15 protein-coding genes are annotated in these 25,055 nt (G+C 57.6%); 4 read left to right on the top strand and 11 right to left on the bottom strand.

Features of this window, described 5'->3' with window-relative positions:
- Positions 1-116 precede the first annotated feature (116 nt).
- Positions 117-1,433, top strand: a complete 1,317-nt coding sequence (gene gntT / locus WFM46_RS08175) for a gluconate transporter (protein ID WP_103177324.1) — start codon at positions 117-119, stop codon at positions 1,431-1,433.
- A gap of 126 nt (positions 1,434-1,559) precedes the next feature.
- On the opposite strand, the gene malQ is transcribed toward gntT, so the two are convergent.
- Positions 1,560-3,644 (bottom strand): 4-alpha-glucanotransferase, encoded by a 2,085-nt coding sequence (malQ, locus tag WFM46_RS08170; protein ID WP_336997422.1) that lies wholly within the window; start codon positions 3,642-3,644, stop codon positions 1,560-1,562.
- Between the two features lie 9 nt (positions 3,645-3,653).
- Positions 3,654-6,047: a maltodextrin phosphorylase gene (malP, locus tag WFM46_RS08165; protein ID WP_336997421.1), complete on the bottom strand. Its 2,394-nt coding sequence runs from the start codon at positions 6,045-6,047 to the stop codon at positions 3,654-3,656.
- A 584-nt stretch (positions 6,048-6,631) separates the two neighbouring features.
- On the opposite strand from malP, the gene malT reads away from it, so the two are divergent.
- Positions 6,632-9,337 carry an HTH-type transcriptional regulator MalT gene (gene malT / locus WFM46_RS08160; protein ID WP_114316507.1) on the top strand — a complete coding sequence of 902 codons (2,706 nt, stop codon included), beginning with the start codon at positions 6,632-6,634 and terminating at the stop codon, positions 9,335-9,337.
- A 130-nt stretch (positions 9,338-9,467) separates the two neighbouring features.
- Here malT and WFM46_RS08155 read toward each other — a convergent pair whose 3' ends face one another.
- The 3 genes from WFM46_RS08155 to glpE are packed head-to-tail and all read right to left on the bottom strand — an operon-like array spanning position 9,468 to position 11,449.
- Positions 9,468-10,226, bottom strand: a complete 759-nt coding sequence (locus WFM46_RS08155) for a DeoR/GlpR family transcriptional regulator (protein ID WP_103177328.1) — start codon at positions 10,224-10,226, stop codon at positions 9,468-9,470.
- Positions 10,227-10,244: 18 nt separating this feature from the next.
- Positions 10,245-11,075 (bottom strand): rhomboid family intramembrane serine protease GlpG, encoded by an 831-nt coding sequence (gene glpG / locus WFM46_RS08150; protein ID WP_336997420.1) that lies wholly within the window; start codon positions 11,073-11,075, stop codon positions 10,245-10,247.
- Positions 11,076-11,119: 44 nt separating this feature from the next.
- Entirely contained in the window at positions 11,120-11,449 is a 330-nt protein-coding gene (gene glpE, locus WFM46_RS08145; RefSeq protein WP_103177330.1) for a thiosulfate sulfurtransferase GlpE, read from the bottom strand.
- A gap of 206 nt (positions 11,450-11,655) precedes the next feature.
- Between glpE and glpD the strand changes: the two genes are divergently transcribed.
- Positions 11,656-13,164, top strand: a complete 1,509-nt coding sequence (gene glpD / locus WFM46_RS08140; protein WP_336997419.1) for a glycerol-3-phosphate dehydrogenase — start codon at positions 11,656-11,658, stop codon at positions 13,162-13,164.
- A 139-nt stretch (positions 13,165-13,303) separates the two neighbouring features.
- On the opposite strand, the gene glgP is transcribed toward glpD, so the two are convergent.
- The 6 genes from glgP to asd form a co-directional block, all read right to left on the bottom strand.
- Positions 13,304-15,751 carry a glycogen phosphorylase gene (gene glgP / locus WFM46_RS08135; protein WP_336997418.1) on the bottom strand — a complete coding sequence of 816 codons (2,448 nt, stop codon included), beginning with the start codon at positions 15,749-15,751 and terminating at the stop codon, positions 13,304-13,306.
- A 19-nt stretch (positions 15,752-15,770) separates the two neighbouring features.
- Positions 15,771-17,204 carry a glycogen synthase GlgA gene (gene glgA, locus WFM46_RS08130; RefSeq protein WP_312348068.1) on the bottom strand — a complete coding sequence of 478 codons (1,434 nt, stop codon included), beginning with the start codon at positions 17,202-17,204 and terminating at the stop codon, positions 15,771-15,773.
- Positions 17,204-18,499, bottom strand: coding sequence for a glucose-1-phosphate adenylyltransferase (gene glgC / locus WFM46_RS08125; RefSeq protein ID WP_156239898.1), 1,296 nt, complete (start codon positions 18,497-18,499; stop codon positions 17,204-17,206). The genes glgA and glgC overlap by 1 nt, the downstream gene beginning before the upstream one ends.
- Positions 18,500-18,517: 18 nt before the next feature.
- On the bottom strand, positions 18,518-20,491 hold the full coding sequence (gene glgX, locus WFM46_RS08120; protein ID WP_336997417.1) for a glycogen debranching protein GlgX: 1,974 nt from the start codon (positions 20,489-20,491) through the stop codon (positions 18,518-18,520).
- Positions 20,488-22,674 (bottom strand): 1,4-alpha-glucan branching enzyme, encoded by a 2,187-nt coding sequence (gene glgB, locus WFM46_RS08115; RefSeq protein ID WP_103824787.1) that lies wholly within the window; start codon positions 22,672-22,674, stop codon positions 20,488-20,490. Before glgB ends, glgX begins: the two co-directional genes overlap by 4 nt.
- Positions 22,675-22,924: 250 nt before the next feature.
- Positions 22,925-24,028, bottom strand: a complete 1,104-nt coding sequence (gene asd, locus WFM46_RS08110; protein ID WP_103824786.1) for an aspartate-semialdehyde dehydrogenase — start codon at positions 24,026-24,028, stop codon at positions 22,925-22,927.
- A gap of 177 nt (positions 24,029-24,205) precedes the next feature.
- Between asd and yhgN the strand changes: the two genes are divergently transcribed.
- Positions 24,206-24,799: an NAAT family transporter YhgN gene (gene yhgN, locus WFM46_RS08105; RefSeq protein WP_103177338.1), complete on the top strand. Its 594-nt coding sequence runs from the start codon at positions 24,206-24,208 to the stop codon at positions 24,797-24,799.
- Positions 24,800-25,055: the final 256 nt, after the last annotated feature.

Raw genomic sequence — 25,055 nt, 5'->3', positions numbered from 1 at the left:
AGATTTAGAAGGCAGCCTCTCTGTGTGCCATCAGTTAGCCGTTCCCAGTTGGGGCAACATTAGTATGTCGTTGAAATAATGACGTTACCCATAACAATTTTTAAGGCCAGATAATCATGCCATTAGTCATTGTCGCTATCGGTGTAATCCTGTTACTGCTCTTGATGATCCGTTTCAAAATGAACGGTTTTATCGCCCTTGTTCTGGTGGCACTTGCTGTCGGCCTGATGCAGGGTATGCCGCTGGTAAAAGTTATCAGCTCCATTAAAGCTGGCGTGGGCGGTACGCTCGGTAGCCTGGCGCTGATCATGGGCTTCGGTGCCATGCTCGGTAAAATGCTGGCTGACTGCGGTGGCGCACAGCGCATCGCAACCACGCTGATTGCTAAATTCGGCAAAAACAACATTCAGTGGGCGGTGGTTTTAACCGGCTTCACCGTTGGTTTCGCGCTGTTCTACGAAGTGGGCTTCGTGCTGATGCTGCCGCTGGTGTTCACCATCGCCGCTTCTGCCAGCATCCCGCTGCTCTATGTCGGTGTGCCGATGGCTGCTGCACTGTCAGTGACACACGGCTTCCTGCCGCCGCACCCGGGCCCGACCGCTATCGCCACCATTTTCCATGCGGACATGGGTAAAACCCTGCTGTTCGGTACTATCCTTGCGATCCCGACCGTTATCCTGGCAGGCCCGGTATTTGCCCGCTGCCTGAAAGGAATCGACAAGCCGATCCCGGAAGGATTGTATAACGCCAAAACCTTTACTGAAGCCGAAATGCCAAGCTTTGCCGTCAGCGTCTGGACCTCTCTGGTACCGGTTGTGCTGATGGCCCTGCGCGCCGTCTGTGAAATGGTGCTGCCGAAAGGCCATCCGGTTCTGGGCGTGGCGGAGTTTCTGGGCGACCCGGTAATGGCGACGCTGATCGCGGTTCTGATTGCGCTCTTCACCTTTGGTCTGAACCGTGGCCGCTCCATGGATCAGATTAACGACACCCTGGGCTCCTCGATCAAAATCATCGCCATGATGCTGCTGATCATCGGTGGTGGCGGTGCGTTCAAACAGGTTCTGGTGGATAGCGGCGTGGACAAGTACATCGCCTCCATGATGCATGAAACCAACATCTCTCCTATCCTGATGGCCTGGTCTATCGCGGCGGTTCTGCGTATCGCGCTGGGTTCTGCCACCGTGGCCGCTATCACTGCGGGCGGTATCGTGGCGCCACTGATTGCGACTACGGGCGTCAGCCCTGAGCTGATGGTTATCGCGGTGGGTTCCGGTAGCGTGATCTTCTCTCACGTCAACGATCCGGGCTTCTGGCTGTTCAAGGAGTACTTCAACCTGACCATCGGTGAGACCATCAAGTCCTGGTCGATGCTGGAGACCATCATCTCCGTCTGCGGCCTGATTGGGTGTCTGCTGCTGGGTATGGTGGTGTGATGTGATAGTGCCGGGTGGCGGCTGCGCCTTACCCGGCCTACATAAACAGAACATGCACATTCCGTAGGCCCGGATCGCTACGCGTCACCGGGCAATAAAAAACCCGCCATCCGGCGGGTTTTTTTATCACTTCTTCGCAGCCGCTTTTCGCCGCTTATCCAAATCCTTAATCAGCTTGTTCACGCCGTCATCGGCAAACATCGCCTCAAGGGAGGTGGAGAGCTTGCGACGCCAGTTCTTGTACTGGTAGCTGGTGCCCGGGATGTTAACCGGCTCCGCCATACCCAGCCAGTCTTCCGGCTGCAATCCCAGCAGCGCACTGTTGCTGTCGGCAATGTAGCGCTGCAAACCGCGGTTGAGCGTGGCGGTCATCGACATCAACGACGCCTTATGCCCGGTGCGTTTTGGCAGGCAGCCGTGCTCATGCAACGCATCCAGCAGCCCCTGCTTCGACAGCTCACGATCCTGATAGAGCCCGCGGAGCATCACTTCGTCAGGGTAGAGACCCAGCGTCTTGCCCAGGGTAAGGTCGCCGCTGTCCCACCAGCCACGAAGCGTAGGAAGGTCATGCGTCGTCGCGACTGCCATTGATTGTTCTGGATACGCCTCCGGCGCGCGGAAGTTCTTTTCAAGGTCGTTTTCAAAATAGAGCACCTTGTAGGAGTACACGCCGCTGTCACGCAGCTTGCTGACAATTTCTACCGGTACGGTACCGAGATCTTCGCCGATCACCATACAGTTATGGCGCTTACTCTCCAGCGCAAGGATAGAGAGCAGATCGTCCACCGGATAGTGAACGTAGGCGCCGTGGTCGGCGGTTTCGCCGTAGGGGATCCACCACAGACGCAACACCGACATCACATGGTCGATACGCAGCGCACCGCAGTTCTGCATGTTGGCGCGCAATAGTTCGATAAAGGGCTCATAGGCGCGAGCCGCAATCACGTGCGGGTCCATCGGCGGCAGACCCCAGTTCTGACCGAGCGGGCCCAGAATATCCGGTGGCGCGCCGACAGAGGCTTTCAGGCAGTAGAGCTCGCGATCGCACCAGGTTTCCGCCCCGCCTTCAGCCACGCCAACCGCCAGGTCACGGTAGAGACCAATCGGCATGTCGTAACCCTGGCTCTCCTGCCAGCAGGCTGCGAACTGGCTGTAGGCCAGCCACTGCAGCCAGAGGTAAAAATCGACCTCGTCGGCATGGTCGTCGCAAAACGCTTTCACCGCCGGGGAGTCGACGGACTGATACTGCTCAGGCCAGACCGGCCAGCCCCAGCGCATTTCATCCTCTTGCACCTGATGCGCATGCAGGGCGTCGAACGCCGCCTGCCAGTAGAGGCTCTCCCCTTCGCGGGCAACAAACGCCCGGAAGGCCGCCATCTGGTCGTCGTCACGCTGCGCAAAGCCTTTCCACGCCATACGCAGCGCGGCCATCTTCAGCGCGGTGACGGAGGCATAATCGACCCACTCGGCATCGCGGGCGCGTTCCAGCGTCTGCCGGGTAGTCTCCATCTTCCACCACGCCTGCGCCTCGTCGCTGTTGCGAAAATCCTCCACGGCGTTCACGTCGATATAAATCACGTTCAGCCAGCGACGGGACGACGGGCTGTACGGGCTGGCGCTCTCCGGGTTGGCCGGATAGAGCGCATGGATCGGGTTAAGGCCGATAAAGGCCCCGCCGCGCTTGCCGACATCCGCCAGCATCTTTTTCAGATCGCCAAAATCGCCGATCCCCCAGTTAGTCTCCGAGCGCAGCGTGTAGAGCTGCACACAGGCGCCCCACAGCTTTTTGCCCTCTTTCAGCGCCTGCGGCTCGTAGCAGCGTTTTGGCGCCACAATCACCCGGCAGTGCCAGCGCTGGCCGTCCTGGGTGAGCGTCAGCGTGTGGTAGCCCTCCGGCAGTTTTGCCGGAAGGTTGAGGTTTTTGCCGCCCGTGGCGTGGCCCTTGTGCTGATGTCCCTCTTCGGTGGTCAGCAGCCAGCTAAAGTCGCCGCTGCCTTCGATCGTCAGCGGCATCTTTTTCCCGGCGGTGTAGACCATCACGTTCGGGACGGGGGTGACCGCCGCTTTCGCGACGGGTTTGGCTTTATGCATGGCATCCAGCAAACGCCTCTTGGTTTCAGCACCAATAGACTGCGGTTTACCATGAGCATTGATGTAGCTGGGGCTGATGCCCGCCGCCAGGGCGGCATTATCGAGACGTTTACTTTCCATCGCGCTTCCTTAGCGTTTTGCCTGCCAGATGCGGGCCTGGTAGTCGCGGATTGAACGGTCAGAGCTGAACATGCCACAGCGCGCGGTGTTCAGAATGCACGCCCGGGTCCAGGCTTCCTGGTCGCGGTACAGAACATCGACCTGTTTCTGCGCCTCAACGTAGCCGGCAAAGTCCGCCATCAGCAGGTACGGGTCGCCGCCCTCTTTGCCGATGCTGTGCAACATCTGGTCGAACGCATGCTTGTCGCCATCGCTGTATTTGCCGCTCTCCAGCTCTTTCAGTACCGCATCCAGCAGTTTGTCTTTTTTACGCCATTTCACCGGGTCGTAACCTTTGGCTTTAATGGCTTTCACCTCTTCCACAGTATGGCCGAAGATAAAGATGTTCTCGTCGCCCACCTGCTCGGCAATCTCAACGTTCGCCCCGTCCAGAGTACCCACCGTCAGCGCGCCGTTCAGGGCCAGCTTCATGTTGCCGGTGCCGGAGGCCTCTTTACCGGCGGTAGAAATCTGCTCAGAAACGTCCGCCGCCGGGATTAACAGCTCGGCCGCCGAGACGCAGTAATCCGGCAGGAAGACCACCTTCAGCTTGTCGCCCACTTTCGGATCGTTGTTCACCGCGTCGGCCACTTTATTGATAGCGAAGATGATGTTTTTTGCCAGGTAGTAGCCCGGCGCCGCTTTCGCGCCAAACAGGAACACGCGCGGCACGCGATCGGCCTGCGGGTTCTCGCGGATCTCTTTGTACAGCGCCAGAATGTGCAGCAGGTTCAGGTGCTGACGCTTGTACTCGTGCAGACGTTTAATCTGAATATCAAACAGCGCGTTCGGGTTGATCTCAATCCCGGTACGGGCTTTGACGTACGCCGCCAGGCGCACTTTGTTGTCCTGCTTGATGGTGCGGTAAGACTCGCGGAATGCCGCATCGTCGGCATATTTCTCTAGGTTGATCAGCTGATCGAGATCGTTGGCCCACTCTTTATCCAGCGAAGAATCCAGCAGCGCGGAGAGTGCCGGGTTGCACTGCTTGATCCAGCGACGCGGGGTGATGCCGTTGGTCACGTTGTGGAACTTGTTCGGCCACAGCTGGTGATATTCCGGGAACAGATCTTTCACCACCAGGTCGGAGTGCAGCGCAGCCACGCCGTTTACCGCAAAACCGCTTACCACGCAGAGGTTAGCCATGCGCACCTGTTTGTCGAACACCACTGCCAGCTTCGCCCATACCGCTTTATCGCCCGGCCAGGTTTTCTCGACCTGCTTTTTGAAGCGGTTGTTGATCTCGGTGATGATCTGCATATGACGAGGCAGCAGAGTTTTAATCAGCTTTTCGTCCCAGCACTCCAGCGCCTCTGGCATCAGGGTGTGGTTGGTGTAGGCGAAGGTCTTACTGGTGATCGCCCATGCGTCATCCCAGCTCAGCTGATGCTCGTCGATCAGCACGCGCAGCAGTTCCGGAATGGCAATGGTTGGGTGGGTGTCGTTCAGCTGGATCACTTCGTAATCCGCCAGCTCCGCCAGCTTGCGGCCCGCCAGGTGGTGGCGACGCAGAATGTCGGCCACGGAGCAGGCGCACTGGAAGTACTGCTGCATCAGGCGCAGCTTTTTGCCCGCCAGATGGTTGTCGTTCGGGTAAAGAACCTTGGTCAGCTTGTCGGCGTCGATCCCCTGCTGCTCAGCACGCAGGAAATCACCGTCGTTGAATTTGGTCAGGTTGAACGGATGGGCATGGGTCGCCTGCCACAGACGTAGCGGCTGCGCCACGCCGTTACGGTAGCCCAGCACCGGCAGATCCCAGGCCTGGCCGGTGATGGTGAAGCCTGGCTCCCACTGACCCGCTTTGGTCACTTTACCGCCAATGCCCACCTGCACATCCAGCGCTTCGTTGTGGCGGAACCACGGGTAGCTGCCACGATGCCAGTCATCCGGGGCTTCCATCTGCTGGCCGTCGGCAAAGGACTGACGGAACAGGCCGTACTGATAGTTCAGACCATAGCCGATCGCCGACTGGCCTACCGTCGCCATGGAGTCCAGGAAGCAGGCCGCCAGACGCCCCAGGCCGCCGTTGCCGAGCGCCGGGTCGATCTCCTCTTCCAGCAGGTCGGTCAGGTTAACGTTGTGCGCGTTCAGCACATCGCTCACCTCCTGATACCAGCCCAGGTTCAGCAGATTGTTGCCGGTCAGACGGCCAATCAGGAATTCCATTGAGATGTAGTTAACGTGGCGCTGATCTTTCGCCGGTTCTACTGCGGGTTGGGCGCTCAGTAACTCGGCGAGCGCTCCACTGACGGCCTGCCACCACTGGCGGGAGGTCATCTCTTCAGCGGCATGTAAACCAAAACGCTGCCACTGACGCGTCAGGGCAGCCTGGAATTGAGCTTTGTTGAAAGTAGGCTGTGACATAGGGAATCTGCATCCTGTAGAGAGAAAATAAAACGTTGGCGCTAGTGTGCCTGGCTACTTATGGCTCTTCCTCCTCCTGCCAGGGATTAGGCGGGGAGGAGTAGCAGGGATGAGCGATAAAGTGTGATCGCGGCCACTTTCCGCAGCCAAAGTGTGGGGCATTGCAGACGAGATTACCGGGAAGAGTGTCAAAAAATGAAACAGGTTTTCAGAAGGAATATATGAGCGCAGTAATAATTACTTACCTGAAATAATAACTGTAGGATTTTACTGCATCGCAGAGGGTTATTTTACCAGGGTAACCATCCCAGGACTTTATTAACTTTTCACAGCCTTTACGATTCTATATTCCTTTTTATGCTTAACGTTCCGCATACGCGCCAAACCAGTATCCATGCGCTTTCGAGGCCCATCGGAAAAGTTCCCGCACCCCAGCATATATTTTTGTGACCGAGTGCAAATTAAGGGATATAAAACCCGGACATAACTTGCAATAAAGAGGTTTCTGACCGACCTTATATGCATTAATTACGAAGCGCAAAAAAAATCAAAAATCTCGATTTCCACACAGTGAAGTGAAAACTATGTTGATTCCGTCAAAATTAAGTCGCCCGGTTCGTCTTGACCATACTGTGGTCCGCGAACGCTTGCTGGCGAAACTTTCCGGCGCGAACAATTTTCGACTGGCGCTGGTAACGAGCCCTGCCGGGTACGGCAAAACCACGCTCATTTCGCAGTGGGCATCCGGCAAGACCGATCTTGGCTGGTACTCCCTTGATGAGGGCGATAACCAGCAGGAGCGTTTCGCCAGTTATCTTATCGCCGCCATTCAGCAGGCGACCAACGGACACTGCGTAACCAGCGAAAGCATGGTGCAAAAGCGGCAGTACGCCAGCCTCTCTTCACTGTTTTCCCAACTCTTTATCGAGCTGGCCGAATGGCATCGCCCGCTCTATCTGGTCATTGACGATTATCATCTGATCACCAACCCGGTGATCCATGAGTCGATGCGCTTCTTCCTGCGTCATCAGCCGGAAAACCTGACCCTGGTGGTGCTGTCGCGCAACCTGCCGCAGCTGGGCATTGCCAACCTGCGCGTGCGCGATCAGCTGCTGGAAATCGGCAGCCAGCAGCTCTCCTTTACCCATCAGGAGGCGAAGCAGTTCTTTGACTGCCGCCTGAAATCCCCTATCGAGGTGGCGGAAAGCAGCCGCCTGTGCGACGACGTGGCAGGCTGGGCGACCGCCCTGCAGTTGATTGCCCTGTCGGCGCGGCATAACAACAGCCCGACGCAGCAGTCCGCCCGTCGTCTGTCGGGGATCAATGCCAGCCACCTCTCCGATTACCTGGTGGATGAGGTGCTCAACAGCGTCGATCAATCCACCCGTCAGTTCCTGCTGAAAAGCTCCCTGCTGCGCTCAATGAACGATGCGCTGATTGTGCGCGTCACCGGCGAAGACAACGGCCAGATGCGCCTGGAAGAGATTGAGCGTCAGGGGTTGTTCCTGCAGCGCATGGACGACTCCGGGGAGTGGTTCAGCTACCACCCGCTGTTTGGCAGCTTCCTGCGCCAGCGCTGTCAGTGGGAGCTGGCAACCGAATTACCGGAAATCCACCGCGCCGCGGCAGAAAGCTGGATGGCGCAGGGCTTCCCGAGCGAGGCGATTCATCACGCGCTGGCAGCGGGCGATGCCCATATGCTGCGCGATATCCTGCTCAACCACGCCTGGAGCCTGTTTAATCACAGCGAGCTGGCCCTGCTGGAAGAGTCGCTGCGCGCCCTGCCGTGGGAGAGCCTGCTGGAAAATCCACGCCTGGTGCTGCTCCAGGCCTGGCTGATGCAGAGTCAGCATCGCTACAGCGAAGTGAACACCCTGCTGGCCCGCGCCGAGCAGGAGATGAAGGGCGAGATGGATGCCGCCCTGCACGGCGAGTTTAACGCCCTGCGCGCGCAGGTGGCGATCAATGACGGCGACCAGGAAGAGGCCCAGCGCCTGTCGATGGTCGCGCTGGAAGAGCTGCCCCTGGCGAACTTCTACAGCCGTATCGTTGCCACCTCGGTGCATGGGGAAGTGCTGCACTGTAAAGGCGATCTCACCCGTTCCCTGTCGCTGATGCAGCAGACCGAACAGATGGCGCGCCGTCACGATGTCTGGCACTACGCGCTGTGGAGCCTGATCCAGCAGAGCGAAATTTTGTTTGCCCAGGGCTTCCTGCAGGCCGCCTGGGAGACGCAGGAAAAAGCGTTCAATCTGATCCGCGATCAGCATCTGGAACAGCTGCCAATGCACGAGTTCCTGCTGCGCATTCGCGCCCAGCTTCTGTGGGCGTGGGCACGTCTGGACGAAGCCGAAAGCACCGCCCGTCTTGGGGTCAATGTGCTCTCCACCTATCAGCCGCAGCAGCAGTTGCAGTGTCTGGGCCTGCTGGTGCAGTGCTCGCTGGCGCGCGGCGATTTGGATAACGCCCGTAACCATCTCAACCGCCTGGAAAACCTGCTCGGCAACGGTCAGTACCACAGCGACTGGGTATCGAACGCCGATAAGGTGCGGGTGATCTACTGGCAGATGACCGGCGACAAGAAATCGGCGGCCAACTGGCTGCGCCAGACGCCGAAGCCGGCGTTCGCCAATAACCACTTCCTGCAGAGCCAGTGGCGCAACATTGCCCGGGCGCAGATCCTGTTAGGCGAATTTGAACCGGCCGAGATGGTGCTGGAAGAGCTGAACGAAAATGCCCGCAGCCTGCGTCTGATGAGCGATCTCAACCGCAACCTGCTGCTGCAAAACCAGCTTTACTGGCAGTCAGGCCGTAAGAATGACGCCCAGCGCGTGCTGCTGGAAGCGTTGCAGCTGGCGAACCGCACCGGCTTTATCAGCCACTTTGTGATTGAAGGCGAGACTATGGCGCAGCAGCTGCGCCAGTTGATTCAGCTCAACACGCTGCCGGAGCTGGATCAGCACCGTGCCCAGCGCATTCTGCGTGAGATTAACCAGCATCATCGCCACAAGTTTGCCCACTTCGACGAGACCTTTGTGGAGCGTCTGCTGAATCACCCGGAAGTGCCGGAGCTGATCCGCACCAGTCCGCTGACCCAGCGCGAGTGGCAGGTTCTGGGGCTGATTTACTCAGGCTACAGCAACGAGCAGATTGCCGGTGAGCTGGCGGTGGCGGCCACCACCATTAAAACGCATATCCGTAACCTGTATCAGAAGCTGGGCGTCGCCCACCGTCAGGATGCGGTGCAGCATGCGCAGCAGCTGTTGAAGATGATGGGGTACGGCGTGTAGGGCATTGCCCGGCGGCGCTGCGCTTGCGCGGGCCTACGGTTTTGTTGCCATTTATTGCCCGGCGGCGCTACGCTTGCCGGGCCTACGGTTTTGTAGGCCGGGTAAGGCGAAGCCGCCACCCGGCACAAACTCAGCACAGTTCTAACTGCAACTTATGATCGCGAATCACTTTTAACACCCCTTCCGGCGGCATCACATCCGTATAGACCGCATTCACCATACTTATGCTGCCCATATTCACCATCGCGTTACGGCCAAACTTGGAGTGATCCACCACCAGCATGACATGGCGCGAGTTCTCAATAATCGCCCGCTTGGTGCGCACTTCGTGGTAGTCAAACTCCAGCAGCGAGCCGTCGGTATCAATGCCGCTGATGCCGAGAATGCCAAAGTCGAGGCGGAACTGGGAGATAAAGTCGAGGGTCGCCTCGCCAATAATGCCGCCGTCACGGCTGCGCAGCTCGCCGCCCGCCAGAATGATGCGAAAGTCCTCTTTCTGCATCAGGGTGGTGGCGACGTTGAGGTTGTTGGTCACGATACGCAAATTTTCATGGCCGAGCAGGGCATGCGCCACCGCCTCCGGCGTGGTGCCGATGTCGATAAACAGCGTCGCCCCGTTGGGGATCTGACTGGCGACCTTACGGGCGATACGCTCCTTTTCCGAGGTCTGCGTCGCTTTGCGGTCGTGCCAGGGGGTGTTGACCGAACTGGAGGGCAGCGCCGCGCCGCCGTGGTGGCGCAGGATACGGTTCTGATCGGCCAGGTCGTTGAGGTCGCGGCGGATGGTCTGCGGGCTGACGGCAAACTGCTCCACCAGCTCTTCGGTACTGACGTATCCCTGCTTTTTCACCAGGTCAATAATGGCATCATGACGTTGTGTTTGTTTCATCGGAGTTCCCTGCCAGATTTATGTTCGTTTTCGCGCATTGAGCGTATCGGCAAACGCCATCGCCAGCCCGACCGCCAGCCCGGCGACGTGAGCACCGTTGGCAATCGCCATACCAAACAGATCAAACCATCCGGCAATAATCCAGATTAACGCGAAAGTCATCAACCCGCGCTGCAGGTAGATACCGCTCTCTGGATCGCGCTCGCCACGCAGCCAGACATAGCCCATCAGCGCGTAGACCACGCCGGAAAGGCCGCCAAACCACGGGCCGCCGAACTTATGCTGGATAAAGCCGCTGAGCAGCGCGCTGATAAGGGTGAGCACGATGAGCTTGCCGCTGCCGAGCCGTTTCTCCACCGCCCCGCCGAGATACCACCACCACAGCAGGTTAAAGAGAATATGCAGGAACGAGAAGTGCATCAGCGCGTGGGTGAAGTAGCGCCAGAATTCGAACTCTAACGAGGCGTCATAGGGCCAGGCCAGCAGCAGCATGATCTGCTGATCGCCCACCACGCTCATCATAATGAAGACCAGAATGCAGGCCGCCATTAACCCCAGGGTAAACGGCCCCGCGCGTTCGCGCAGGGTCGCAAGGAAAGGAAAGCGCTGATAACGCAGGCCGCTACCGGTATGGCCGGACTGCCAGCTCGCCGCCAGATAGCGCGCATCGCCGGGATTTTCCAGAAAACGCGCCAGCTCCGCCTCAACCCGGACGGCCTGGCTCTCATCCGCCAGCCAGACGTCGGTTTGCGTATGTTGTTGAATGGTAAGAATGACACCCTGCGTCGCCATGTAGTCGACAAACGCCTGGGCGACGCGCGGGTTGTTAAAAGAGGTGATCAGTAGCATCGGCGGCAGTCGCTTATTCCACACAAAAGGGGACAGTATATACCCTAAATGCCCGCGTGCTCGACTTCTGCCGGGAAATGACGGTGCCAGGCATCGAAGCCGCCGTCCACGCTGTAAACCGAGTCATAGCCCTGTTGCAGCAGATATTGCGCCGCTCCCTTACTGCTGTTGCCGTGATAGCACATCACCATCACCGGGGTGTCGAAATCGTTGTCACGCATAAACTCGGCGAGCGAGGCATTGGTCAGATGGAATGCGCCCGGGGTGTGGCCCATCGCAAAACTCTGCGGATCGCGAATATCCACCAGCACTGCGGTGCCCTGGTGCATCTTCTGATGGGCTTCTTCTACGTTAATACATTCAAATTGTTCCATGGTGCTCTCTGTTGTCTGTTCACGTGCCGTGCGGCCTGGGACCGCACTATTTTAACGGTTAGTGTACGTCGTGGCGGCGGGTAAACGCCATTATGTTAGCTCTATCACTCAAAAATGTTTTTTTGATGTTACTAAAATCCATTTCCTTTGCTAATATGAGCGATATCGAACATTTTTGAGCTTTAACGAAAGTGCGTGAGGATGCAATGGAAACTAAAGATCTGATTGTAATAGGTGGCGGTATCAACGGTGCAGGTATTGCGGCTGATGCGGCCGGGCGCGGGTTATCTGTCCTGATGCTGGAAGCGCAGGATCTCGCCTGTGCCACCTCCTCCGCCAGCTCCAAACTGATCCACGGTGGCCTGCGTTACCTGGAACACTATGAGTTCCGCCTGGTGAGTGAAGCGCTGGCGGAACGTGAAGTGCTGCTGAAAATGGCGCCCCATATCGCCACGCCGATGCGTTTTCGTCTGCCGCACCGCCCGCATCTGCGCCCGGCATGGATGATCCGCATTGGTCTGTTTATGTACGACCACCTGGGTAAACGCACCAGCCTGCCCGCCTCTGCCGGTGTGCGTTTTGGCGCAGACTCGGTGCTGAAGCCTGAAATCGTGCGCGGATTCGAATATTCCGACTGCTGGGTGGACGATGCCCGTCTGGTGCTGGCCAACGCGCAAATGGTTGAACGCAAAGGCGGTGAGGTGAAAACCCGCACCCGCGCGGTCTCGGCGCGCCGGGAAAAGGGGCTGTGGATTGTCGAAGCGGAAGATATCGATACCGGCGAGCGTTTCAGCTGGCAGGCACGCGGGCTGGTGAACGCAACCGGCCCATGGGTGAAGCAGTTCTTTGACCAGGGGATGCAGCTGCCGTCGCCGTATGGCATCCGCCTGATCAAAGGCAGCCACATTGTGGTGCCGCGGGTGCATACCCAGAAGCAGGCCTATATTCTGCAAAACGAAGACAAGCGCATCGTGTTTGTGATCCCGTGGATGGATGAGTTCTCCATCATCGGCACCACCGACGTGGAGTACAAAGGCGATCCGAAAAACGTCGAGATCGACGAGAGCGAAGTCAGCTATCTGCTGAAGGTCTATAACGCGCACTTTAAGAAATCGCTGACGCGTGACGACGTGGTCTGGAGCTACTCCGGGGTGCGTCCGCTGTGCGACGACGAATCCGATTCACCGCAGGCCATCACCCGCGACTACACGCTTGATATTCACGACGATCACGGCAAAGCGCCGCTGCTGTCGGTGTTTGGCGGCAAGCTCACCACCTACCGTAAGCTGGCGGAACATGCGATGGAAAAACTGGCGCCCTACTACCAGGGTATTGGCCCGGCATGGACCAAAGGCGCGGTGCTGCCTGGCGGTGATATCGGCGGCAACCGCGATGACTACGCGGCAAAACTGCGCCGTCGCTATCCGTTTATCAGCGAATCCATGGCCCGCCACTTTGCCCGCACCTACGGCAGCAACAGCGAGCTGATCCTGAGCGGGGCGAAGGATCTGACCGATCTGGGCGAACATTTTGGCCACGAGTTCTACGAGGCGGAGTTACGTTATTTAGCCGACCACGAGTGGGTACGCCGCGCAGACGATGCGCTCTGGCGTCGCACTAAAGAGGGGATGTGGCTCAATGCGGAGCAACAGTCGCGCGTGGCGCTGTGGCTTGCGCAGCGTATGGGAAAGCGTGAGCTGTCGTTAGCATCATAAAAAATGCCCGGTGGCACTAACGCTTACCGGGCCTACAGGTTTCGTGCGGGCTTCGTGCCCGGTGGCGCTGGCGCTTACCGGGCCTACAAAAGACAAAAGTACGTAGGCCGGGTAAGGCGCAGCCGCCACCCGGCATTTTTTACAACCGCACCGGTTTGATATGCCAGATGTTCTCGGCATACTCCTGGATGGTGCGATCCGACGAGAAGTAGCCCATATTGGCGATGTTGTGCATCGCTTTGGTGGCCCACTCTTCCGGCTTGCGGTACAGTTCGTCGACCCGGTCCTGACAATCCACATAGCTGCGGTAGTCCGCCAGCACCTGGTAGTGGTCACCGAAGTTAATCAGCGAATCCACCAGGTCGCGGTAGCGGCCAGGCTCGTCCGGGTTAAATACCCCGGTGCCGATCTGGGTCAGCACCTGACGCAACTCTTCATCCTGCTCGTAATAATCACGCGGCGAGTAGCCCTTAGCACGCAGCGCCTCCACCTCTTCCGTGGTGTTACCGAAGATAAAGATGTTCTCTTCACCCACGTGCTCCAGCATCTCAACATTGGCGCCATCCAGCGTGCCGATGGTCAGCGCGCCGTTGAGGGCAAACTTCATGTTACTGGTGCCAGAGGCTTCGGTGCCTGCGGTCGAGATCTGCTCCGAGAGATCGGCGGCCGGAATGATCAGCTGGGCCAGACTCACGCTGTAGTTCGGGATAAAGACGACCTTCAGCTTGTCGCCAATCTGCGGATCGTTATTGATCACCTTCGCCACGTCGTTGATCAGATGAATAATGTGCTTCGCCATGTAATATGCCGAGGCGGCTTTACCGGCGAAGATGTTCACGCGTGGCACCCAGTCCGCATCCGGGTCGGCCTTGATGCGGTTGTAGCGGGTTATCACGTGCAGCACGTTCATCAGCTGACGCTTGTACTCGTGGATACGTTTGATCTGCACGTCGAACAGCGCTTTCGGGTTAGCCACCACGTTAAGATGCAGCGCCATCCACACCGCCAGCCGCTTTTTATTCAGCAGCTTGGCATCACGCACCGCTTTATTCACCGTCGGGAAGTCAGCATGCTGCTCGAGCTCGCTCAGCTGGCTTAAATCGGTCCGCCAGGTGCGGCCAATGTTCTCGTCGAGCACATCAGAGAGCGGCTGGTTCGCCAGCGCCAGCCAGCGGCGCGGCGTCACCCCGTTGGTGACGTTGCAGAAACGCATCGGGAAGATTTTCGCAAAGTCTGCGAACAGCGACTGCACCATCAGGTTCGAGTGCAGCTCAGACACGCCGTTGACCTTGTGGCTGATCACCACCGCCAGCCACGCCATGCGCACCCGGCGGCCATTGGATTCATCAATGATCGAGGTGCGGCTCAGCAGGCCGGTGTCGTGCGGATACTGCTCCTGCAACGTTTTCAGGAAGAAGTCGTTAATCTCGAAGATAATCTGCAGGTGGCGCGGCAGGATTTTGCCGAGCATGTCCACCGGCCAGGTTTCCAGCGCTTCGCTCATCAACGTATGGTTGGTGTAGGAGAAGACCTGGCAGGTCACCTCAAACGCCTCGTCCCAGCTGAACTTGTGCTCGTCAATCAGCAGGCGCATCAGCTCAGGGATCGACAGCACCGGATGGGTGTCATTCAGGTGAATTGCGATTTTATCGGCCAGATTGGCGTAGGTTTTGTGCAGCTGGTAATGACGGCTCAGGATATCCTGAATGGTCGCGGAGACCAGGAAGTACTCCTGACGCAGGCGCAGCTCGCGCCCGGAGTAGGTGGAATCATCCGGATAGAGCACACGGGAGACGTTCTCGGAGTGGTTTTTGTCTTCCACCGCCGCGAAGTAGTCGCCCTGGTTGAATTTACCGAGGTTAATCGCGCTACTGGCCTGGGCATTCCACAGGCGCAGCGTATTGGTCGCATCGGTGTCGTAGCCGGGAATGATCTGATCGTAAGCCACGGCCAGGATCTCTTCGGTTTCGACCCAGCGGCTCTTCTTGCCTTCCTGCTGAATACGGCCACCGAAGCGGACTTTATAGCGAGTATTGTGGCGCTTGAACTCCCACGGGTTGCCGTACTCCAGCCAGTAGTCCGGAGACTCTTTCTGCCGGCCATCGACAATGTTCTGTTTGAACATGCCGTAATCGTAGCGGATACCGTAGCCACGCCCTGGCAGGGCGAGGGTCGCCAGCGAATCGAGGAAGCAGGCCGCCAGACGGCCCAGACCACCGTTGCCGAGGCCAGGGTCGTTCTCTTCGTCAATCAGCTCTTCTAAATCTAACCCCATCTCTTCCAGCGCAGTTTTGACGTCGTCATAGATACCCAGCGACAACAGCGCGTTGGAAAGGGTGCGGCCAATCAAAAACTCCATCGACAGATAGTAAACCTGGCGAGTCTCCTGTGAGAGCTGGGCGCGGTTGGAGCGCAGCCAGCGCTCAACCAGCCGGTCACGCACCGCAAACAGGGTGGCGTTGAGCCATTCGTGTTTGTTGGCGATGACCGGGTCTTTGCCAATGGTGAACATCAGCTTGTAAGCAATGGAGTGCTTTAACGCCTCAATGCTTACCGTGGGAGACGCATAGGAAAAGGGTGCATTCATATCTCTGATTCCAGCATTGTTACATCAAGCGTTGATAAAGATCGCGGTAGGACTGCGCCGCAACTTGCCAGCTAAAATCCATGGCCATCGCCTGGCGTTGAACAAAACGCCATAAAGAAGGACGTGACCACAACACGAAAGCACGACGAATCGCGCGTAACAGCGACCAGGCATTACTGTCTTCAAAGACAAATCCGGTGGCGATCCCATCCGCCAGATTCTCCAGCGAGGTGTCGGATACGGTATCCGCCAGCCCGCCAGTACGCCGCACCAGTGGCAGCGTGCCGTACTTCAGACCATACAGCTGGGTTAAGCCGCAGGGCTCAAAACGGCTCGGCACCAGAATAACGTCTGCGCCCGCCATGATGCGGTGCGAAAACGCTTCGTGATAGCCAATCTGCACACCCACCTGTCCCGGATGTTCGGCGGCGGCAGCGAGGAAGCCCTCCTGCAGTACCGGATCGCCCGCACCCAGCAGCGCCAGTTGTCCGCCCTGCTCCAGCAGGCCCGGCAGCGCCTCGAGCACCAGATCGAGTCCTTTCTGGCTGGTCAGACGGCTTACCACCGCAAACAGCGGCACCTTGTCGTTGACCTTCAGTCCCATGGCAACTTGCAGCTGACGTTTGTTCTCGGCCTTATCTTCCACGGAGTCGCGGTTATAGCGCGCCCCCAGCAGCAGATCGGTTTCCGGACTCCAGATTTTTTCATCCACGCCGTTGAGAATGCCCGACAGCCGGCCTTCGCGATGGCGCTGGCTGAGCAGCCCCTCCATCCCATAACCAAACTGCGCTTCGGTGATCTCCCGCGCGTAGGTTGGACTGACGGCGGTGATGTGATCGGCGTAGTAAAGCCCGGCCTTGAGGAAGGAGATCTGCCCCTTGAACTCCAGCCCGTGCATATTAAAGAATGACCATGGCAAATCGATGTCATCCATATGTTTGGCGAGATACATGCCCTGGTACGCCAGGTTATGCACGGTAAAGACCGACTTCGCCGGATGGCCACGTGCCGCCAGATAGGCCGGCGCTAACCCGGCGTGCCAGTCGTGGGCATGCACCACGTCCGGACGCCAGAACGGATCCAGCCCACAGGCCATCTCCGCCCCTACCCAGCCGAGCAGCGCGAAACGCAGCACGTTATCGGTATAGGCAAACAGGTTAGTGTCGTGGTACGGACTCCCTGGGCGGTCATAAAGATGCGGCGCGTCAATCAGGTAGATACCCACGCCGTTGTAATGGCCAAACAGTAATGTGATGCGCCCGGCAAAGGTCTCGCGGCGGCTGACGATCTGCGCGTCAGGCACGCCGCGACGAATATCTGGAAAAGCGGGTAACAGCACGCGGGTATCAACCCCACCTGCAATTTGCGCCGCCGGTAACGCCCCTATCACATCCGCCAACCCGCCAGTTTTGAGCAACGGGAACATTTCAGAACAAACGTGTAAAACCTGCATCATCGCTCCTGTTTGATCTGCAGTTTACGCAGCATTTCCCGCGTAACCAGCACGATACCTTCTTCTGAGCGGTAGAAACGGCGCGCGTCCTCTTCCGCATTTTCTCCAATTACCATGCCTTCCGGAATGACGCAGGCACGGTCGATAACGCAACGACGCAGGCGGCACGAGCGGCCCACCCAGACGTCGGGTAACAGCACTGATGAATCAATATTGCAGAAGGAGTTCACCCGCACGCGCGGGAACAATACCGACTGCACCACCACCGAGCCGGAGATAATGCACCCGCCGGAAACCAGCGAGTTCAGCGTCATGCCGTGGCTGCCCGAACGGTCCTGGACAAATTTCGCCGGCGGCAGAGACTCCATATGGGTGCGGATCGGCCAGTTATGGTCGTACATATCCAGTTCCGGCGTAACAGAGGCCAGATCGAGGTTAGCCTTCCAGTACGCTTCCAGGGTTCCTACATCGCGCCAGTACGGTTCTGAATTCGGATCGGACTGCACGCAGGAGAGCGGGAAAGGATGTGCATAGGCCATGCCAGATTTGGTGATTTTCGGGATGATGTCTTTGCCGAAGTCGTGGCTGGATTGTTCATCCTTGTCGTCCTCTTCCAGCAGCTGGTAAAGGTAATCTGCATCAAAGACATAAATACCCATGCTGGCAAGCGCTTTAGTGTCATCGCCCGGCATTGAAGGTGGGTTCGCCGGTTTTTCCACGAAATCGATCACCTTGTCGTTTTCATCCACCGCCATGACGCCAAACGCCGTCGCCTCGGCAACGGGCACCGGCAAACAGGCTACGGTGCAGCGCGCCCCTTTTTCGACATGGTCGATAAGCATGCGCGAGTAGTCCTGCTTGTAGATATGGTCCCCGGCGAGGATCACCACGTACTCGGCGTTATAACGGCGAATGATATCGAGGTTCTGCGTAACCGCATCAGCGGTGCCGCGGTACCAGTTTTCGCCATGGACGCGCTGCTGGGCAGGCAACAGGTCGACAAACTCGTTCATCTCCTCACTGAAGAACGACCAGCCGCGCTGAATGTGCTGCACCAGAGTGTGTGACTGATACTGGGTAATGACGCCAATACGGCGAATGCCTGAGTTGAGGCAATTGGACAGAGCAAAATCGATAATACGGAATTTACCGCCGAAGTGGACGGCGGGTTTGGCGCGCTTGATCGTTAAATCTTTTAATCGGGTACCGCGGCCGCCAGCAAGAATCAGGGCAACAGACTTCAATGGCAGCTGACGCGCCAACATTAGAGGGTCGTTCTTATCTAACCTAACCATGATCAACTCCTTTTATTATCATCTCTGGAATACACATACACCGTGCGCAGGCCCATGCCAGACAGTCATAACGACCGGATTATCCTCTCCGGCAAATGGGGGGATAGCCCGCCACTCCCCTTCAGGTAAAATAATTTCTGCGACCTCATCTGTGGCATTGAGGGTGATGAGCCAGCAATCCGAAAGCAGGATTTGCAGGCGCGGCACCCCGTTCTGCCACTCGTGCGCACCTAACGGTTGCGCCATTTTATTTAACCAGCGAACGTTGCCGTCGCCCTCTTCCCACCACCGATCCTCGGTGAGCGCCGGGATCTGCTTACGCAGATGGACCAACGCGGCAGTAAAGGCGACGAGTCCCTCGTTTGCCTGCTGCCAGTCAAGCCAGGTTAACGCGTTATCCTGGCAATAAGCATTGTTGTTGCCGTGCTGACTGTGGCCATGTTCATCGCCTGCCAGCAGCATCGGCGTACCCTGTGACAGTAAAAGCGTCGTCAGCAGCGCATGCACGCTGGCGCGGCGCCGTTCGATCACATCCAGATTGCCACTTAACCCTTCAATACCATGATTAAAACTGTGGTTATTGGAGGTGCCGTCACGGTTTTCTTCGCCGTTTGCTTCATTGTGTTTCTGATTGAAACAAACGCAGTCACGCAGGGTGAAACCGTCGTGCGCCGTCAACAGGTTGATCGACGCGGAAGGCAAACGCCCGTTGCGTTTAAATACATCGCTGGAAGCGGCGAAACGTCCGGCAAATGTTCCTAAAGAGAGATCGCGCGTCAGCCAGAAGCGGCGCGCCGCATCACGATAGTGATCGTTCCATTCCGCGAACGGCGGCGGGAAATTTCCCACCTGGTAGCCGCCCGGGCCGATATCCCAGGGCTCTGCAATCAGCTTCACACCTGAGAGCAGCGGGCAGTTTTTTATCGCCTCAAACAGCGGCGACTGCTGGCTGAATTCCGGCGTGCGTCCAATCACCGACGCAAGATCAAAACGAAAACCGTCGATATGGAAGGTTTCAACCCAGTACTTCAGGCAGGCATACGCATAGTCTGTCACTGCCGGATGGCTGAGATTGAGAGTGTTACCGCAACCGGTCCAGTTGTGATAATCACCATCCTCTCTTAACCAATAATAGCTAGGGTTATCAATTCCGCGCAGGGAGAACGTCGGCCCCTCAAGATCCAGCTCGGCGCTGTGGTTGAGGACGATATCCAGAATGACCTCGATACCCGCTTCGTGCAGCGCCTTCACCGCGTCACGAAACTCATCTCTTGCCCGGTCGGGATGCGAGGCATAGCGCGGCTCAAGGGCAAACATCGCCATCGGGTTATAGCCCCAGTAGTTACTGAGGCCGAGGCGTTGCAGGCGCGGCTCGCTGGCAAAATGGGCCACCGGTAATAATTCCAGGGTGGTGATACCGAGGTGCTTAAAATAAGCAATCATCACCGGGTGGCTGAGCGCTTTGTAGGTGCCGCGGATATCTTCCGGGATGTCAGGGTGCAGCCAGGTCAGCCCTTTGACGTGGGCTTCATAGATGACCGTTTTGCCCCACGGTATATTGGGCGGGGCGTCCTCTTCCCAGTCGTAATGATCGCTGACTACGACGCTTTTTGGCGCCACAGCCGCGCTGTCACGGTGATCCGGAGTATCTGTGCCGCTGTGCAGCAGGGGATCATCATTCAGCGTGCCTTCAACCTGATACGCGCACGGGTCAAGCAGCAGTTTTGCCGGGTTAAAGCGCAGCCCCTTTGCGGGATCCCACGGGCCATATACCCGAAAGCCATAGCGCATGCCGGGGCGGGCATGTTCCAGATAGCCATGCCAGATATCGCCGCTGCGCGCCACCATATCGTACCGATGTTCAATGCCTTTGCCGTCAAACACGCAGAGTTCAACCCGATCCGCGTGGGCGGAAAAGAGAGTGAAATTCACCCCTTTTCCGTCATAGCATGCGCCGAGCGGAGCGGGTTTACCTGCGGCGAGTTGCGTCATTCCCCCTCCCGGACCAGCCAGATAGTGGCTAACGGCGGCAACGTAATGCTCAGGGATTGTGGGCGGCCATGGCTCTCCTGTTCATCGCTCTGTACCAGCCCCCCGTTACCCGCGTTGCTGCCGTGATAGTGCATGGAGTCGGTATTCAGCACTTCACGCCATTTGCCTGGCTGATTGATGCCGAAACGGTAGTGATGGCGCGTCACCGGGGTGAAGTTACTGGCGACGATAATTTCGTTACCCGCCTTGTCGCGACGGACAAAGATCAGTACCGAGCGCTCGTGGTCATCCACCACCAGCCACTCAAAGCCGTAATCATCAAAGTCGAGCTCGTGCAGGGCTTTGTGGTGACGGTAGGTATGGTTGAGATCGCGAACCAGGCGCTGAACGCCGTGGTGCCAGTTGTCGCCCCCTTCCAGCAGATGCCAGTCAAGACTGGTGTCGTGGTTCCACTCGCGTCCCTGGGCGAACTCGTTACCCATAAACAGCAGCTTTTTGCCCGGGAAGGCGAACATCCATCCGTAGTAAGCGCGCAGGTTGGCAAATTTCTGCCACGCGTCTCCTGGCATGCGGTCGAGAATCGATTTTTTGCCGTGCACCACTTCATCGTGGGAGAGCGGCAGGACAAAGTTCTCGGTGCTGTTATAGAGCATGCCGAAGGTCAGTTTGTCGTGATGATACTGACGATGCACCGGATCCAGCTTCATGTAATCCAGGGTGTCGTGCATCCAGCCCAGGTTCCACTTGTACCAGAAGCCCAGCCCGCCCATTGACGGCGGGCGGGAGACGCCCGGGAAGTCGGTGGACTCTTCAGCCATCGTGACCGCCCCAGGCGCTTGTTCGCCAAGAATGCGGTTGGTGCTGCGCAGAAACTCAATCGCTTCCAGGTTTTCACGTCCGCCGAACTCGTTCGGGATCCACTCACCCTCTTTGCGGCTGTAGTCGCGGTAGATCATTGAGGCGACGGCGTCCACGCGCAGGGCATCAATGCCGAAACGCTCGATCCAGTAGAGGGCGTTGCCCACCAGGTAGTTGGTCACTTCCCGACGGCCATAGTTATAGATCAGGGTATTCCAGTCCTGGTGATAGCCTTCCCGCGGGTCGCTGTGTTCATACAGGCTGGTGCCGTCAAATTGCGCGAGGCCAAAGTCATCGGACGGGAAGTGGCCCGGCACCCAGTCGAGGATCACGTTCAGTCCGGCGGCGTGCGCGGCGTTGATAAAATAGCGGAAGTCGTCGCGGGTGCCGAAACGGCGGGTCGGGGCATACATTCCGGTAGGCTGGTAGCCCCAGCTGCCGTCAAACGGATGCTCGTTAATGGGCAGCAGCTCCAGATGGGTAAAGCCCATCCACTTCACATAGGGGATCAGCTGGTCGGCCAGCTCCCGGTAGCTGAGCCAGAAGTTGTTGTCGGTATGACGACGCCAGGAGCCAAGATGGACTTCATAAATAGAGATCGGCATATCGAACTGGTTCGCCCGAATACGCTCTTCGCTCTGGGCGACTTTATCCGGCAGGCCGCAAATGAGTGACGCCGTTTCCGGGCGCATCTGCGCTTCGAAGGCATAGGGGTCGGCTTTGATACGCAGATTACCCTGCGCATCGATCATCTCATATTTGTAGAGCTGGCCGTTCAGTGCGCCAGGGATAAACAGCTCCCAGATGCCGGTTTCACGCCGCAGACGCATCGGATGGCGACGGCCATCCCAGTAGTTGAACTGCCCCACCACGGAGACACGCTGGGCATTTGGCGCCCAGACGGTAAAACGGGTGCCGGTGACGCCATCCATAGTGTCGGCATGAGCGCCAAGCGTCTCATAAGGACGCAGGTGCGTACCTTCAGACAGTAGCCAGGCATCCATCTCCTGCAACAGCGGACCAAAGCGATAGGGATCGTCGATCAGATTCTGTTGTCCATGCCAGATCACAGCGAGCTGGTAGCGGAAGAAGTTTTTACGGCGGGCCATCACGCCAGCGAAAAAGCCGCGTGAATCGAGACATTCGAGTTTCCCGACCTTGCGGCCGGTTTTAGGTTCAATCACCCACACTTCCGTTGCGTCAGGTAACAGTGCACGGACTTCCAGGCCGGCATCAGTGCGGTGCATGCCAAGTACAGAAAACGGATCCGCAAAGTGACCCGTAATAAGCGCATTAATCACGTCTCTATCAATACGAACGGACATGGTATTCATCCTGTTTTTTTAGTTGCCGCCCCTTTCGCGCGCCGGGTACGACCTTGATGTGACCTGAACGGAACCGCACATTGTGCATCCTCTCTGTTCCGTTCAACCTCCAGGCGGAATATGTGACATCCCGCATAAAGCATAGCCAACGCTTTATATGACTCCTGAAAAATTATGGACCATTTGGCGTTTACTCCATGTAGTACGCAAAAAAAGGGGTGATAAATCACCCCTTAGTATTAAGTATTTATTACGCCAGCTGGCGCAGCATTCTGCGCAGCGGTTCGGCGGCACCCCACAACAGCTGGTCGCCGACGGTAAAGGCGGAAAGGTATTCCGGACCCATATTTAGTTTACGCAGACGGCCTACCGGGGTAGATAATGTGCCGGTGACCGCAGCTGGGGTCAGTTCGCGCATGGTGATGTCGCGGTCGTTTGGCACCACTTTCGCCCACGCATTGTGTGAAGCGAGCAGTTCTTCCACGGTCGGAATAGACACATCTTTTTTCAGTTTAATGGTGAATGCCTGGCTGTGGCAGCGCAGCGCGCCGATGCGCACGCACAGGCCATCAACCGGGATCACGGAAGCGGTGCGCAGGATTTTGTTGGTCTCTGCCTGGCCTTTCCACTCTTCGCGGGTCTGGCCGTTATCCAGCTGTTTATCGATCCACGGGATCAGGCCACCGGCCAGCGGTACGCCGAAGTTATCCACCGGCAGTTCACCGCTGCGGGTCAGCTGAGTCACTTTGCGTTCGATATCGAGAATAGCGGACGCCGGGTTTGCCAGTTCATCAGCAACACTGTGGTGCAGTTGGCCCATCTGGGTCAGCAGTTCGCGCATATGGCGCGCGCCGCCGCCGGAGGCCGCCTGGTAGGTTGCCACAGAGACCCACTCCACCAGATCCTGAGCAAACAGGCCGCCCAGCGACATCAGCATCAGGCTAACGGTACAGTTGCCGCCCACGAAGGTCTTCACGCCCTTGTTCAGGCCGTCGGTGATGACATCCTGGTTAACCGGGTCAAGAATAATGATGGCGTCGTCTTTCATGCGCAGCGAAGAGGCCGCGTCAATCCAGTAGCCCTGCCAGCCGCTTTCACGAAGCTTTGGATAAATTTCGTTGGTATAATCGCCGCCCTGGCAGGTGACAATAATATCCAGCGCCTTCAACGCTTCCAGATCGTAAGCATCCTGCAACGTGCCTGTGGTACCCCCAAAGGACGGTGCAGCCTGGCCGAGCTGGGAAGTGGAGAAGAAGACCGGACGGATAGCGTCGAAATCGCGCTCTTCAACCATGCGTTGCATGAGTACAGAGCCGACCATACCGCGCCAGCCGATAAAACCAACGTTTTTCATAGCATTTTTTTCCTGCAGAGGGTGTGTGCTGTTTGTGCAAGCCAGTATTGAACTGGGATATGCTTCACATTACAAAATGCTGCCAAAGTCGCAAGCGAAATTAATCGATGATTGCCCGCCGATCAGAAAAAGAGCTAATCATCGGGGAAACCATACAAGTATCAGGGATAATGTACGATGAGTGAAATCATTTCCGCAGCTGTTTTATTGATCCTAATTATGGATCCACTCGGAAACCTGCCTATTTTCATGTCGGTGTTGAAGCACACCGAGCCGAAGCGTCGTCGGGCCATCATGATCCGCGAGCTGCTCATCGCTCTGCTGGTGATGTTTATTTTCCTGTTTGCCGGCGAGAAAATCCTCGCGTTCCTGAACTTACGCGCTGAAACGGTCTCCATTTCCGGCGGGATTATTCTGTTCCTGATTGCCATCAAAATGATTTTCCCGAGCACCGAAGGCAACAGCAGCGGCCTGCCGGCGGGTGAAGAGCCGTTTATTGTGCCGCTGGCGATCCCGCTGGTCGCTGGGCCGACCATTCTGGCGACGCTGATGCTGCTGTCGCATCAGTATCCGAACCAGATGAGCCACCTGGTGATTGCCCTGCTGATTGCCTGGGGCGGGACGTTCATCATTCTGCTGCAGTCGTCGCTGTTTTTGCGCCTGCTGGGGGAGAAAGGGGTAAATGCGCTGGAGCGGCTGATGGGGCTGATTCTGGTGATGATGGCGACACAGATGTTCCTGGATGGGATTCGGGCGTGGATGAAGGGGTGAGGGTCTATGGGGTGATGGGGTGAGAATATGCGGCGGGGGTGGTAGTTCCGTTCACTTTACTGCCAGTGCTTCTCTGTTACACCCGCGCCGGTGAACGTGCCAGGGTGGCTCAGTAGCCACCACCCTGGCAACCCGGGCTACCGGCAAGAAAATCGCCGCTTCGCGGATTGTTCGCCCCATCCCTGGGGCTCACCCCTTCGGGGCCAGCGCAAGCGCTGTCCAAAATTGCTCCCGGCAATTTTGTCTTCGTCTTTTT

Origin of the sequence: Leclercia sp. M50 (assembly GCF_037150775.1) — a bacterium.
In the GTDB taxonomy this organism is placed as follows: Bacteria; Pseudomonadota; Gammaproteobacteria; order Enterobacterales; family Enterobacteriaceae; genus Enterobacter.
The sequence above is the reverse complement of the archived record's forward strand: the minus strand, read 5'-3'. Positions and strand labels throughout refer to the sequence as shown.